Source organism: Microbispora siamensis (genome assembly GCF_016863095.1).
Taxonomy (GTDB): domain Bacteria; phylum Actinomycetota; class Actinomycetes; order Streptosporangiales; family Streptosporangiaceae; genus Microbispora; species Microbispora siamensis.
Genome location: NZ_BOOF01000032.1, coordinates 11,399 through 26,716 on the forward strand (window position 1 = coordinate 11,399; position 15,318 = coordinate 26,716).

Below are 15,318 nucleotides of genomic sequence, written 5' to 3' on the forward strand. Positions count from 1 at the left end.
ATCGCCGCAGGACGAAAGCGCTCGGGGGATGGGCCGGGTGACAGGAGGGCGGCCCCGGCCTGAGTCTCCTCGGTCGCAAGTTGTCTCAAGGGAGCGGCAAGAGGCGGCCGGACACTCATGGTCGACCACTTTCATCTCTGCGTATCCGGGGCCCCGCGGCCCCGAGGGGCCGCCCATGTTCATGCCGGAAGCACAACCGTTCCCATTCCCCGTACGGGTCCTTCGACGGCCCGTCATGCGCCGACGGATTCGGCGTTCCGCAGTCTGAGGATTTCCTCTCGGCAAGCTGCCCGCAACGGGCTTTCATCGGACCGTGAGGGGCTTGTTGCCCGCATATTCGGAGAGTATTCCGTGAAACGTTTATTCAGCCGGGCGTTGGTGCGGCGGTCGGCACTTCCCGTGCTCGCCGCGCTGGCCGGCTCCCTTCTCACCCCGATCCCCGCACTCGCCGCGGGTGATCCGCGGCCGTTCGGCGGCCCGGCGGCGGCCGCCCTTCCCGACCCCGGCTCCGTCACCTACACCGACCTCGGCTCCCTCGGCACCATTCCCATCTTGGAGTTGAACCTGGGGGGAAAGGTCAACAAGAAGGGCGAGGGAGCCACGGCGATCAGTGGGCAAGCGGTCACGCTCGCCGCGGACCGGCCCCTCAAGGACATCAATGGGCGTCTCGGCGCCGACGTCACGGGGAGCCGTGCCTTGGACGTCAACGACTACGGCACGGTTGTGGGCACGTACACCGCCTACTCGAAGGGCGAGAAACACACCGGGTCCTTCATCTACTCCGACAAGGCCGGGGCCAAGCTGCTGGAGGGCAGGTCGGGGGCAACCGCGATCAACAATCTGGGGCAGGTAGCGGGCGGCTCGTGGGTCTACGATCCCTCAGACGACTCCTTCCTGGACCTTCGGGCGTACAAGGGCCAGAGCGTCAGCGTCAGAGGGATGAACAACTTCGGCGCGACCGTCGGCATCGCCGATGAGAGCCCCGTGCCCGCCGCCTTCCGCAGCCGGCCGGGCCAGCGCCTCGACATGGCCCGCGACCACCTGGAATACCCGGGTGGGTCCACCATGGCCATGGACATCAACGACAGGGGCGAGGTCGCGGGCTACGCGCGCGTAGGCGGCACGGACACCCCCGTCTACTGGGACAGCAAAGGCACGCCTTACACGATCCCGACGCGCCGTGGCGGCATCGCCTACGCAATCAACAACTCGAGTGTCGTCGGCGGAATGATGTACGGCGACGGCCCCGGCGGCTCTGTGGAATCGCTCTGGCGTGCCGCCGTCTGGTTCCCGGACGGCACCGCGATCAACCTGAACGACCTGGTGCCGGCCGAGCAGCGGAACGGTCTGACCCTGCGGCAGGTCACCGGCATCAGCGATCAAGGGGTGGTCTTCGGCAACTCCATGGCGCTCGACGGTTCCGAACGGGTCCACGCCTTCATGCTCGACCTGCACCTCGGCGAGCCCACGATCGACTCGGTCAGGCTTCTCACGCAGTTGCCCCCGTCCACGGCGTTCGTCCCGGTGCCCGACAGAGGGGTGTACGAGGGCAACAGGGTACGCGTCAACCTGCAGGTCACCAACCCCACAAGTCAGCGGCTGAACAGGACCCTGCAGGTGGTCGAGGAGGGGACCGGCAAACCCCTGCCGAACGGCACGTTCCCGCTGACCCTGAAACCCAACGAGACCGTCGAGCGGACACTGGTGTGGGACACCAAGGGCTATGCCTGGCTCGACGGCAAGCCGCACTCGGATCGCTCCCTGTCGATCCGGCTCTTCTCCGGCACCGGTTACGTCGAGGGTGTGGACACGAAGGAGAGGGCTCCGATAAAGATCCTGCCCATGCCTCTGGTGCTGGTCCACGGCTTCACGAGCACAGCGGACACCTGGAGCGCGTTCGGCACCTTCGCCAAACAGCAGCACCCGGCCCAGGAGGTCTACGCGGTCGGCGACGGGCGCTGGCCGGGCACGATGAACACCGGCGACAGGCGTCACCCGGAAAAGAGGACCAAGAGCCTGCTGGAGAACGCCGACGAGGTGAACATCTACACGCAGCACATGCGTGAGGGACTGGGCGCCGACAAGTTCCGACTGGTCGCTCATTCCATGGGCGGCAACATCTCCAAAGAGTACATCTTGAGCCGGATGCCGGACGGGGTCGACGGCAAGCCCGTGGTGGACCGCCTGCTGCAGATGGGCACCCCGAACATGGGGTCCGCGTGCGCGGACGCATTGCTCGGCAACGGGCTGTCCAAGTATTGGTGGTCGCCGGCGTTGCGGCACAACGGCACCGCCTACGTGGCCGGCCTGAACAAGTTGTTGCAACTGGCCGGGTATTCGCGCGGTGTTGTGAAGGGTGTGCCGATCTCCAACCTCGTCGGTCTGGGCCGGCGCCTGCGCTGTCCCACCAAGGACTGGATCTGGCACGGCGACAACACTGACGGAGTCGTCGAATCGACCAGTGCCTTCTGGGACCTGCTGGACACGCCGACCACCCGCAGCGAACACAGCGAGATGGTCGCCAACCAGAAGGACTACGCCGGCTACATCGCCCCGCGGCTGATGCAGGGAGGGTCCACCAGCTCGGGCATTCCGGGGGGAACGCCTCTGGCGCCGGAAGGCGCACCGCACAAGCGGCTCGCCGGTGCGGCGAACGAGTCCGGGACGACCGGGACAGCCGGCGTGAGCGCCGCCGCGGCCGAGGGCGGGGGCGGGGGCGAGGCCAGTTCGCTGTTCGCGTTCCCGTCGGCGACGGTGGAGGCGGGCAAGACGGTCAGCGTGCCGCTGGAGGTGCCACAGGGCACCGCGTTCGGCGTGGTGACGGCGCTGCCGCCAACGGCGGGAGTGCTGCTGCGTGACCCGTCCGGCAACCCGGCCGCCTCCTCCGCCGCGGGCGGTGACGACGCCAAGGAGCCGATCCAGGCACTGGACGTCGACAAGCCGCAGGCGGGGATCTGGCGGCTGGAGTTCAGCAACACCGGGTCCGAACCGATCCAGGCCTGGGGAAGCGCGTGGATCGCGGGCACCGCGGTGAACGTGACGGCCACGGCCGAGCAGTCCTCGGAGGAGGGCCGGGTCACGGTGTCGGCCACCGTGACCGACGGCGGTGACCCGGTTTCCGGGGCGACGGTGCGGGCCACCCTCACCGGTGAGGACGGTGCCGATCACGAGCTGACTCTGACCGACGAGGGGGCCGGCGCGGTCGGTGACGGCGTGTACGGCGGCACCACCGAGGCGCTGGCCGACGGCGTCTACACCACCGTGATCACGGCCGACACCGCCAAGGGCATGCGGGCCACGACCGCCGGTGTGGAGGTCAGGCAGGTCGACACCCGGGAGTTCCCGTTGACGCTGTCGGCGCAGTCCGGAGGGTCGGCGGCGGCCTCGCCGGCGCGGGACTCCTACCGGGCCGGGACGACGGTGAAGGTGACCGCGACCCCGGACGCGGGACGTGTCCTCATCGGCTGGGTCATCGACGGCCAGGAGCGCGGCCCCGGCCCGCTGACGGTGACCATGGACAAGGCGCACACGGTGGAGGCGCGGTTCGGCACCTACCAGGTGACCGAGATCGGCACTCTGCCCGGCGGGGATGTGACGAAGACCGACGCGTGGTCGCTGAACGACCGCGGCCAGGTCGCGGCGACGGTGACCGGCAAGGACGGCAGGCAGCACGCGGTGCGCTGGCAGGACGGCACGTTCACCGAGCTGGGCGGCCCGCCCTGCACCGACGGCACGCTCACGTGCGAGACCGGCGCCGTGGGCATCGACGAGGCCGGGAACGCGTCCGGCTGGGCCGTGGCGACGACGCGCGGCTACAACTCCCAGCACGCGGTCACCTGGCGCAGCGACGGCTCGGTCACCGACCTGCAGCCGAACGACACCGCGGCGGCAGCCCTGGCCGAGACCCTGAACGACAACGGTCAGGCCTTCGGTGCGACGGGGTGGCACAGGTACGTGATGTGGGATCGCGGGGCCATGCTCCCGGTCCCCGAGTACGACACGGGCTTCAACTACCAGGGTGAGGCGGCGCAGGTCAACATCTCGCGCATCAACGGCAGCGGCGAGGTCGCGGGCGCCTACGCGCTCGGCCGGAACTCCCAGAACGAACCGACGGAGACCGTTCCGGCGGTGTACGCCGACGGCGTGCTCACCAAGCTGCCGATGGGCGCCGTGGAGGGCTGCGCCGGGACCGGCGGCAGAGCCAACGACCTCAACGACACCGGTCTGGTCGTCGGCACCGTGCGGTGCGGCTACACCGAGAGCACGACGACCAAGCGCGCCTACGTCTGGAAGGACGGCAAGCCGACCGACCTGGGCGCCGGTGAGGCGATCGCGGTCAACGACAACGACCTGATCGTCGGCCTCGAGCAGGAGCCGCGGCGCAACGGCATGCGGTCGCCGGTCATGTGGGTGGACGGCACCGCGTACCCGCTCAAGGATTTGCTGTCCCGGCCGTGGTGCCCGGAAGACGGCCGGAAGACGACCGTGCCGTGCATGGGCATGGCCGGCTCGTGGTCGGTGCGGGACGTGAACTCCTCGGGCCAGATGCTGGTGGCCGGGTTCGTGCGCGAGCCGGCGCCGGCGGAGGACGGTGGGTTCCACCAGGAGAATCGGATGTTCCTGCTGACGCCCACCACGGCGCAGGCGGACCTGAAGGTGGAGCAGACGGTCACCCCGGCCGAGCCGGGACCGGGCTCGACGGTGATCTGGACCACCACGGTGACCAACAGGGGTCCCGACACCGCGACCGACGTCCAGGTCGACGTGTACGTGCCCAAGGAGCTGGCCGGGGTGGCGGTGTGCGAGCCCTGGCGGGGCAGGTGCGCGCCGATCAAGGGCGGGTTCCGTACCAAGATCACCAAGCTGGAGCCGGGCTGGGACGCCGTCGTCGAGGTGTCGGCCAAGATCCCGGCGACCACGGCCGACGGGACCGCGCTCACGGCCAAGGCATGGGCGGTTCCCCTCGAGGTCCGTGATCCGAAGACGGACGACAACGGCGCCTCGGCCACGGCGACGGTGCGGCCGTTGCTGAATACTCCAGGGGTGGTCTGGCAGGACCCGGTCAAGATCGGGACGACCAGTTACCCCGTGACGGTGACGCTGACCAACCGGCTGGACGCCCCGATCCCGCTGAAGGCGATCGCGGTGGAGGGACCGTTCGCGCAGTCCAACGCCTGCCCGGTGGAACTGGCAGTGGGGGACAAGTGTGTCGTGACGGTGACCTTCAGTCCGACGGCGGAGGGTGCCGCGAGCGGGAAGCTGACCTTTACCACCGCTGACGGCGCCGCGCCGGCGTACACCGTCACCCTGGCGGGAACCGGCGTCGCCGCGGTCAACTCCAGGCCGGTGATCAAGGTGCCGTCGGCTCCGCTGCGCGGGGTGGCCGGTACGGAGTTCACGCTGGAGGCGGAGTTCACCGACGCCGACGTGAACGACACGCACACCGCGAAGGTGACGTTCGGAGGCGCCGAACCGGAGCCGGCGACGGTGAAGCAGCAGGCCGGCGGCGGCACCGTCACGGCGACCAGGACCTTCACCGCCCCGGTGAACGGCATGGCGCTGGTCATCGTCAGCGACGGTAAGGAGACCACCATGCAGGGCATCCCGTATGTCATCGAGGCGGCGCCCGCCAACACCGCTCCAGTGGTGACGGCCGGACCGGACGCCGAGGTGACGGTGGGGGAGAAGCTGCAGCGCAGTGTGTCCTTCACCGACGCCGACTCGGCCTCCTGGTCCGCCACGGTGGACTACGGCGACGGGTCCGGGGCCCTGCCGGTCACGCCCGGTGCCGACAAGCGGATCGGTCTGGAGCATCAGTGGGGAACCGCCGGGACCTACACCGTCACGGTGAAGGTGAAGGACGACGGCGGCCTGGAGGGCACGGCGAGGTTCACCGTCACGGTCAAGACGGCCGAGACGCCGAACCAGCCCCCGAAGGTGACGCTGCGGACCGGGTTCGACACCGTCGAGGCGGGCAGCGAGTGGATCGGGATGGGGTCGTTCACCGATCCCGACTCCTCCTCTTGGAGTTACACCGCCGACTACGGCGACGGGGCGGGCCCGCAGCCGCTCACGCTGACCGCGGGGCAGCTCAAGCTCGTCCACGCCTACGACAGCGCCGGTGACTACACGGTGGTGCTGACCGTGACCGACGACAAGGGCGGCTCGGGCAGCGCGCCGCTGGTCGTGCACGTGACCGACGCCGCACCCGAGGTGGCGCTGAAGGCGCCGGTCACGGCCGTGGAGGTGGGCACCCCGGTGACGCTGACCGCCTCGTTCACCGACAGGGCCAAGGGCGACACCCACACCGCGACCTGGACGGTCGGCAAGGAGCAGCTCACCGGTGCGGTGACCGAGCACGACGGCAAGGGCACGCTGGCCATGCCGCACGTGTTCACCGAGCCGGGCCTGTATCCGGTGTCGGTCACGGTGGCCGACAACCACGGCGGCCGGACCACGGCCGACGCCGCGGGCGGCGCGAAGGCCCATGTGCTGGTGTACGCGCGAACCGCGGCGCTCACCGGGGCGGGCACCCTGGCCATCCCCGCCGGGGCCTGCACGCTGACCGCGGAATGCGCCAAGGTCGGCGAGGCGTCCGTGACCGTCACGGCCCACTATCCGCGCAAGGGCAGGACGCCGGCCGGGAAGCTCCGCTACTCGGCGCCCGGCTTCACCCTGGACGACACCTCGTACACGGTGCTGTCCACGACCGGCGCCACCGCGATCCTGCGGGGAACCGGGCAGGTGAAGGGCGTGGGGAAGGTGTCCTTCGAGGTCACCGTCCTGGACGCCGGGGCCGGTGACAAGGACCGCCTCCACCTGGTCGCCCGGGACGGCAAGGGCACGCTGGTCTACGACAACCAGCCGGCCGGCGCGCCCTCGCCCATGACCGGCGTCCTGCGCGTCGCCGGCTGATCGCACCCGCCGTCGTCGAACCGGCGCCTGCCCGGGCCGTTCCCGCCAGGGATGGCCCGGGCAGGCGGCCCGTCTGCGGGCCGTGCGCCGGGTGACGGCGGTCGCGCCGCAGGACGGGGCCCTGATCGCCGTGAGGTGGGCCCGCACCCTCGGATACGGCTTCGGCTTCCGGCACGAGCCGGGCGCCCGGACACCGGGCGCCCGGCTCGGCGCGTCAAGGAACTCGCCGTTCCGGCGACCTCGATCACGGCACCGGCCGGGTGCCCGGAAACAGGGAGGACACGGGATGGCCAGGCGCATGCGCCTGCCCGGCGTGGGACAGCGGGAGCGCGGCGGCGAGTTGCCGCCGGCTGCGGACGCCCAGCTTGTGGTAGGCCCGGGCCAGCAGGTTGGTGACGGTACGGACCGAGACGCCGAGGTTTACGGCGATGGCGGAGTTGCTGAGGCCCGCCGCCGCCAGCTCGCACATCTCCCGTTCCCTGCTGGTGAGAGAGGAGAGGTTCGCCGAGGAGGACGAGGACGGCGGGGAGACGGGTGGGAGCCACGGGGGGCGGAGGCCGTCGCAGCGGCCGGCGAGGTCGTCGAGGCGGTCCCGCTTGGTCCGGCCTCCACCCGGCACGGCGCCGGCGGCCTCGAGGGCCAGGCCCGTGTAGCCGAGTTCGGCGAACCGCTCGGCGAGCCCGCGCAGCGCCGGGCCGTCGCCCGTGGACAGCGCTTCGCCGTGCTCGGCGAAGAGCTCGAAGAGCGGGCTGTCGCAGGCGGCGGCCGCCTCGCGAAGGCGGGCGGCCGCCCTGGGCGAGGGACGAAGCCGCACGTGGTAGTAGGCGCACTCGACGCCGGTGGTGAGCCGCGACTCGCGCAGGTAGCGGTCGGCGAGCCGGTTGGCGAGGTCGGCGGCGTGGGCCAGGCTGCCCGAATACGCGAGCAGCCGGATCCGGCTGAACTCCAGTCTCTCCTGCAGGCTCAGACCGTCGGGGATCAGCGCGCGGAGCTGGTCGAGCTCCCGGGTCGCCTCCTGCGGGCGGCCGAGGGCGGCGAGGCACACCGCGTACTCACATCCGATGAAGACGCGCAGCGGGAAAGGGGTGTGCTCGTCGGCGAGCGCCCGTGCCTCGCGCAGGGGGGCGAGTGCCCGGCCCGGCCGGCCCTCCCACATCGCGCAGTGACCTCGCATGTGCGCGGTGATGGCGACCTCGGACGGCTCCGCACGCCCGACGGACTCCGAGTAATAGGCCTCCGTGAGGGGGAGCGCCTCCCGGAGCCTGCCCGCCAGCACGAGTGCGTTGATGTGACAGGCCGCAGCCGACCCCCGCATGGCCGGCCACCGGGAGGGCGGCTCCAGCGTCCCGCGGTCGAAGTCCTCGGCCGCCCGCGCGGGCCTGCCGCGGAAGGTGAGCCGATAGGCGCGCAGGACCATGGCGGCATCGGCGACCAGCGGGCTCCGGGGGCCGCCGACCTCGGCGGCGGGAGGCGGGGCCGGGTTGGTGATTGAGACGGTCCCGGTGAAGAGCGCCAGCCCGAGTTCGGCCACGCGGAGATCGGCCGACGACGCGGCGTCCCGGGGCCGTCGTGCCATCTCCGCCTGCGCCTCCGCGGGCCGGTTAAGCCCCCAGAACAGGTTCAGTGAGCGTAGCGCGACCGTCTCGGCGCTGTCTCCGCCGTGGTCGGCCAGCAGCCGCTCACCGTCCGCCGCCCGGCCCTGGGCGATCAGCGCCTGGCCCCTGAGAACCGCCCCGGGCGCACCGTGGACGTGCTGTGCGAGGTCCTCGGCGAGCACGGGGTCGCCAGAGGCGAGTGCGAGGCCGGCCGCGGCGACCGCCTGTGCCAGCGGTACGTCGAGGCCCGCCTCCAGCCGCCACAGCACGGTCGCCGGGTCGCCGTCGTCGGGGACGCCGGTCTCGGCCGCGGCGACGATCAACTCCCGGTACCTCTGCCGGCGGCGCAGCAGGCCGATCCCGGCGAGCAGGGCCTGACGGTGGAGCGCGTGGGACATCGTGACCGCGTCCGCCTTCCCGCTCGAGGTGAAGGCGACGACCCCCCGATCCGCCAGTCTGCCGACCGTCGGCGATCCGGCCAGGTGCTCGAAGGTGGCCCGGGGGAGGGATCCCGTCAGGGCGACGTACTCGAGGGCCTCCGACTCCGGCGCGCTGAGCGTGGCGAGGTCGGCGGCGACGAGTTCGTGCAGGCGCGGATGCCTGCCGGGAGACCCGCGCCAGGACCAGACCTCGCGGACCGACGCCAGGTCTTCGGTGTCGAGGCCGATGCCGACGACGCGGCGCAGCAGCAGCGGGTTGCCGCGGGTGATCCGCCACAGCATGTCGGTGGTGAGCCCGTCGACCGGCCCGTCCAGCGCCCGGATGAGCAGATCGAGGACCTCCGTGCGGGGCAGGTTCGCCAGGCGCAGCACGCGCAGCGGACCCCTCCCGCACAGGTGGGCGAGCGACCCGTCGAGGCGCGCGCCGGAGCGCGCGGTGAGAAGCAGCGTGACGCCCGCGGTCCTCACCAGGTCGCCGACCACCGCCGCGGACGACGCGTCGAGCTGGTCGGCGTCGTCGATGCCGAGCACGACCCGCCGCGCCGGGGCCGCTACGCCGCGGGCGCCCCGGCAGGCTTCGGCGACGGCGGCGGAAAGGCCGGAGAGTCCGGAGAAGGCGCCGGCGGCCGGCTGGCCGACGATGTGCAGGCCGGCGATCCCCACTCCGGGGATGTTCCTGGTGGCCTCGGTCGCCGCTCCCCGGACGATCAGGGTGTCCGCTCCGGCGCACTCGCCGAGGACGTGGTCGATGAGCCGGGTCTTCCCGACGCCGGGTTCACCGGTGACGAGCACTCCCGATCCCGAGTGCCGCGCCATCGCCGCGAGAACCTCCCGCGTCACCTCCTCCCGGCCGGTCAGAGGCCATTCCAGGGCGTCCGCGGGGCGTTCGACGGCATGTTCGATCATGATCTCTCCGGAGTCGGGGTGTGCTCCCTCTACCCGCCGGCCGCCTCTCATCCCCCTCCACGGGATCCTCCGCCGACCCGTCTTCTCCGACTGATTGTCTCCCGTTATTGTCCAATTTTGACACCCTCTAATGGATTATTTGCTTTCGTCCCATACATGTGGTGGAAAAAGTGCGCTTCCCGATGAACTTCAGGCGAGCGGGGGAGGTCGTGTGCGAGCGCGCGAGGACGTCGACGGACGGGCTTCCCGCCCTGCCTGGCCCTTCCTGGGGCGTACGGCGGAGATCCGGGCCGCCGTCGCCCAGCTGAGGCGGCAGGGCGAGCCCGGCGTGCTGCTGGTCGGGGAGGCCGGGGTCGGCAAGTCGCGGCTGCTCGACTCGATCGTCTCGCGCTGCCGGGACGAGGGCATGCACGTCGTCGTCACCGCCGGGGCGGAGGCGTCGCGCGGGCTGCCGTTCGCGACGATGGGGATCCTGCTGCCGGAACCGGCCGGCGACGACACGGCGAACATCTTCGCGGCTGCAGCCGGTGCGATCCGTGAAGCCGCCGGCGACCGCACCTGCGTCGTGGTCATCGACGACCTGGACCAGCTCGACGACCTGTCCGCCGCCTTGGTCCAGCATCTGGCCGCCGTCGCCGGGGCGCGCGTGCTGGCCGCCGTCAGGGCCGGCGTCACCGGCGCCCCCGCCGTCACGGCGCTGCTGCGACGGCCGTTCGTCCAGACGACGGAGGTGGAGACGCTCGACCGCCCGACGGTCGGCGCCCTGCTCACGGCGGCGCTGGACGGGCCGGTCGACGGAATGACGATCGACAGGCTGTGGCGCGTCACCCGCGGCAACCCCCTGTTCCTGCGGCATCTCGTCGAGGAGTGCCGGGCCTCGGGCACGTTGCGCCGCGTCGGGGAGGTGTGGCGGTGGATGGGGCGGATGCCGATCCAGCGCGGGCTGCGCACCATCGTCGCAGATCTCCTCGCCGGCCTCATGGAGGAGGAAGCCCGCGCCCTGTCGTACGTGGCGCACGCCGAACCGGTGCCGCTCGACCTGATCGAGGCGCTCGTCGATCCGTCCGTACTGGTGAAACTCGAACAGCGCTCGCTCATCACGGTCGAGCGCGTCCGGCGCGACCTGCTGGTGCGCATGGGTCACCCGCTCTACGCGGAGGAGGTCCGGGCCCGCTCCAGTGAGGACCACCGCCGGAGCGTCTACCGGGCTCTCTCCCACGCGGTCACGCACACCTCCTCGCCCATGGACGGGGCGCGGCTGCGCGCGGTGACCTGGCAGCTGTCCGCGGGCGACCCGGTGCCCGGCGATCAGGTGGTGCAGGCCGCCGCCGAAGCGCTCGCCCGCTGCGACGCCCCCCTGGCGGAGCGGCTGGCACGCCACTCCGGCACCACCGCCGCTGTCGACGTGCTGGCGCGGGCTCTGGTGGCGCAGAACAAGGCGGACGAGGCGGAGGAACTGCTGAGGCGGCGCATGGCCGCCGGGGGACCGCCGCCGGAGCTCGCGCCGGTCGCGGCGTTGCGCGCGCTCAACCTGTTCTGGAATCTGCGGCGACCCGCCGAGGCCGAGGAGGTCGTCCGCGCGGCTCGCGCCGGCGCCCCTCTCGCCGGCGAGGCCGCCGCCGAGCTGGCCGTCGCCGAACTGGCGCTGGCCGCCTTCGGCGACGGCGCGGCCGATCTCGGCCCGGCCGGCCTGGCCTGCCTGTCCACGGGAGTGCGGGACGGCGTGATCGCGAGCGTCCGCGAGCCCCTGCAGGCCTACCTCGACATCTACCTCGGCCGGCCCTCCCTCGTGGTCGACGGCTACGCTTCGGGGCGGCTGGGCGCACCGCGGGTGTGGAGCGCGATGGGGGCCGCCACGGCGGCCTGCCACGTGCAGGCCCTCGCCCTCGCCGGCTGTCTCGACGGGGCCTTCGCCACGGCCCGCACCGGCTATCGGGCGGCGATCGAACGGGAGGACTCCGCCGGCGCCTCCCTGCTCTCCTTCGAGCTGGGCATCTGCGAGGTGTGGGCGGGACGGCCGGGCCGGGCGCTGCCCCACTTCCGGGAAGCCCACGCGCTCCTCGACCATCACGTGCCCTTTCCGATCCAGGTCTACGTGTTCGCCGAGTACGCGGCCTGCCTGGCGGCCGTCGGCCGGTTCGACGAGAGCCGCCGGGTGCTGGACGACATCACCCGCAGGCTTCCCGCCAGGTCGCACCTGCACGACCATCTGACCCTGTCGAGGATTCGCATCGACGCGCTGGCGGGTGCGGACCGGGTGAAGACCGCCGAGGCCGGCGCCTCCCTGGGGGAGCGCTACCGGTCCGGCGGATGGTTCACCAAGGCGGTCGAGGCCTTCTACCACTCCGTACGGCTGTACCCCTCGCCCTCCGTCGCGGACGCACTGCACGAGGTGGCCGGGCGCTGCGACAGCCGCCTGTTCCTGCTGTTCGACCGGCACGCCCGGGCGGCCGTCGACGGAGACGCCGACGGACTGGCCGCGGTGGCGGACGCCCTCGCGGAGTGGGGCTACAACGGCCTGGCCGGTCAGGCCGTCGCGACCGCGGCCGAGATCGCCGCTGAACGGGGCGAGCACCGCCTGACGGCCCGGCTGCGGATCCGAGGCCGCGAGCTGGCCCAGTCGTGCGAGGGCTACTGGCCGCCGTGGACGGCGACATTCGAGCAGCAGGCGGCGCTCAGCCCGCGCGAGCGGGAGATATGCGAGCTCGCAGCCGGCGGCATGACCAACGACGCCATCGCCGCACACCTGGCCCTGTCCAAGCGGACCGTCGCCAACCACCTCCAGCACGCCTACGGCAAGCTCGGCATCCGCGGCCGGAAGGATCTGCCCGCGGCCCTGGGCATGCCCCGGCCGTTGCCGCCGGTCGGGCCTGCCTGGACCACGGGCGGCCCGACACGTGACGGCGTGGGCGAGGGCGGCCGGAATCAGCCGCATGAGACCGGGCCCACGCCGGCGGGTATCTCGCCGTCGTCCCGCTGCCAGGAGTAGCCGGTCTCGGCCAGACCGAGTGCGAGAACACCGTCCGCCTGCGGCCGCCTCCCGCCGTTCACCCGCATGTCGAAAGAACGGCCGGGGCGGCCGTCGGAGGGACGTCGGCGGCGCGCGCGGCGCCCCAGCGCCGGGAGCGCCCGCACCGGTCTCGAGCCTGACATGTCTCTCGTCTTCCTGTCGCCGGATGTACAGGGTTTCGGCGTTAGAGCACCAGGCCCCGCGATCCCGGGGAGGGCGTCGCTGGGGGCCGCTCCTGCGGTGTCTGCTCGTGGGCTGATCTGCGTATGCCGACAGCATCGGCGAGAAGCGCGCGCCGGTCATGAGTAACCGATGCTCATTGGTGGGCCGTGATCCGGATGAGTACCGCCTACTCATGACCGTCGTCCTGCGGTCGGTGACGCTGACGGCGACGGGCACCCCGGCAGGCGACCCCTGCCGGTCCAGCTGGTCCGCTCGGTTGATCGTTCCCCCCCACGTGAGGAAGGTCCACGTGAAGAAGACCGCGGTATACGCCGCACTCGCCCTGGCCGCCACGCTCATCGGCGGTGTCTCCAACTCACCCGCCGCGACGGCCGCACCGACCCCTGCCCCCGCCCCGCAGGCGGCGGACGCGTCCGCCGCCGCCCGGGCCGACGCGCTGGACGGCTTCAAGCGCCACCTCGCCGAGGAGGTGGCGCGCCGCCTGGGCGATCGGCGGTTGCGTGACGCGCTCATCCACGAGCTGGCCGGTGACGGCGAGGCCGACCTGGCGGCGCTGCTCGGCTCCGTGCCGGGCACTCAGGACCTGGCCGCGTACGCCCGCGACGCCAACAGTCAGATCCTCAAGCTCAAGGGCATCGAGGCCGAGGGGGCGCTGCTGCAGATCCGGATCGACCCGCAGTCGGTCGAGCGCATCTCGGCGGGGGGAACCCTGGTGATGGCCACCCCCTCCGGCGACGAGAAGACCGTCCGCACCGTCGTCGCCTACGGCTCGAACGGCCGCACCCAGGAACTCGACGCCTTCAGGGCGCCGCAGCGCCCGGTGCTGATCGTCGGCCTCGACGAGCACAAGTCCGCCGAGCTGGCGCAGCAGACCATCCGGCGCTACCTGACCGAGGCGGGCATCGGCGGGACCGACCGGTCGGCTGCCGACGAACCTCAGACGAGCAACAGCCTGGCGACGCGGCCGGTGTCCACCGTCTTCCGCATCGTGAACCGCGACGACCACGAGCCGTGGTACAAGGGCGGGCCGGAAATCTACGCCTGGGTCGCTGGCGCGGGGCTCGACGGGAAGGCCCGCGTGGACCAGGTGGAGATGCCGTACATCACCAAGGAGGGCACGGTCTACTCGCCGGGGCAGTCCCTGATCGAGTGGTCCAACTTCAGCTGGACCTCCGTGGACGTGGTCTTCATGGAGCACGACGACAACTCCGACCTGTCCGGGCTGATCCGTGCCGTCGTCGACGGCGTGCTCACCGTAGCCGGCTACGAGAAGTACGTCCCGGTGGCCGACAAGATCGTCGCGGCCCTGCCCAGCGGCTGGACCAAGGACGACGACGACTGGGTCGACTCCTGCTACAACATCAACCGCCAGACCACCGACGTGCACTGCGCTGCCATTCCCAGCGGAATGAGCCTCGTCCTCGCCTTCCACTGGCTGTGACGAACGAGGCCGTCGGCGGTGACGCGGGCGCCGGCGGCAGTGCAATCGGCGGCGGCCCCGTCAACCCGGGGCCGCCGTCCATCTCGCCGGTGAAGACGACGAGAGCGCCCGGTGGCAGTTCGAATCGGGTTATGAGGGCGCCAGGAGTCCCGGCGCATCGGTCAGGGCGTCTTCGACGGCCGCGTCTGGTCGGCCCTTTCGGCGTCTCGGGGACCATGTCATCTTGTATGGGACCTGATGGCGCTTCTTTACTGCGGTCAAGATGGAAGGCCCCCGATATCGGCGATGCCGGGGACGGCGGCTGCAGAGGCGGACGGGAACAGCGGTGAGCGCCGCAACCACGACCACGGCAGGCAGGAGCGGACCGGCGCCGCTCTGCAAGCGCTCGCCGCGGCCTTCGGCAGCGCTCACCGCGCCCGAACGCGTTGGGACAGTGTCGCCCCCACAGCGTGTGCACAGCAATGACGGCCTCAGGGAACTCGGACAGAACCACCGAGAGTATTACGGAGAACCGTTGCTTCACCCGGGCGCGGCTCGGCCGCAGGGGAGACGTTTCTTGATCATTCCGTGAGGGATGTCATGAGTCCTTACACAGACGTTCTCGGACGTCCCAGGCGCGCTATGTCGGGGGAGCGTTCGCGGCGCCGGGGGTTACGCGCTGCGGCGTTCGGTCTGGACGAAACGCGCTTCCCAGCGGGCGAGCAGGGCTGCGTCCTCCTGCGGGTCGCCCGCCAGTTCGGGGAGGGTGATGGCGGTCACGGCATGAACGTCGTAGTCCGGATCGCGTGGAGTCACGCTGACGGCGCCATCGGCGTGCGGGCATTTCCA

General features: G+C 71.6%; 5 protein-coding genes. 3 read left to right on the top strand and 2 right to left on the bottom strand.

The genetic code is table 11. The features are described 5' to 3' along the window. Positions 1-351 precede the first annotated feature (351 nt). Entirely contained in the window at positions 352-6,915 is a 6,564-nt protein-coding gene (locus Msi02_RS26130) for a PKD domain-containing protein (RefSeq protein WP_204050710.1), read from the top strand. 244 nt (positions 6,916-7,159) lie between these two features. Here the strand turns inward: Msi02_RS26130 and Msi02_RS26135 are convergent, their stop codons facing one another. After that, positions 7,160-9,856, bottom strand: coding sequence for a helix-turn-helix transcriptional regulator (locus tag Msi02_RS26135; RefSeq protein WP_204050711.1), 2,697 nt, complete (start codon positions 9,854-9,856; stop codon positions 7,160-7,162). Positions 9,857-10,067: 211 nt separating this feature from the next. Here Msi02_RS26135 and Msi02_RS26140 point away from each other — a divergent pair, with 211 nt between their 5' ends. Next, on the top strand, positions 10,068-12,845 hold the full coding sequence (locus Msi02_RS26140; RefSeq protein ID WP_204050712.1) for a LuxR C-terminal-related transcriptional regulator: 2,778 nt from the start codon (positions 10,068-10,070) through the stop codon (positions 12,843-12,845). Positions 12,846-13,338: 493 nt separating this feature from the next. Next, the gene (locus Msi02_RS26145) at positions 13,339-14,490 is read left to right on the top strand and encodes a DUF3103 family protein (RefSeq protein ID WP_204050713.1); all 1,152 of its coding nucleotides are present in this window, start codon (positions 13,339-13,341) and stop codon (positions 14,488-14,490) included. Between the two features lie 651 nt (positions 14,491-15,141). Here Msi02_RS26145 and Msi02_RS26150 read toward each other — a convergent pair. Further along, the gene (locus tag Msi02_RS26150; protein WP_204050714.1) at positions 15,142-15,285 is read right to left on the bottom strand and encodes a hypothetical protein; all 144 of its coding nucleotides are present in this window, start codon (positions 15,283-15,285) and stop codon (positions 15,142-15,144) included. Positions 15,286-15,318 lie beyond the last annotated feature (33 nt).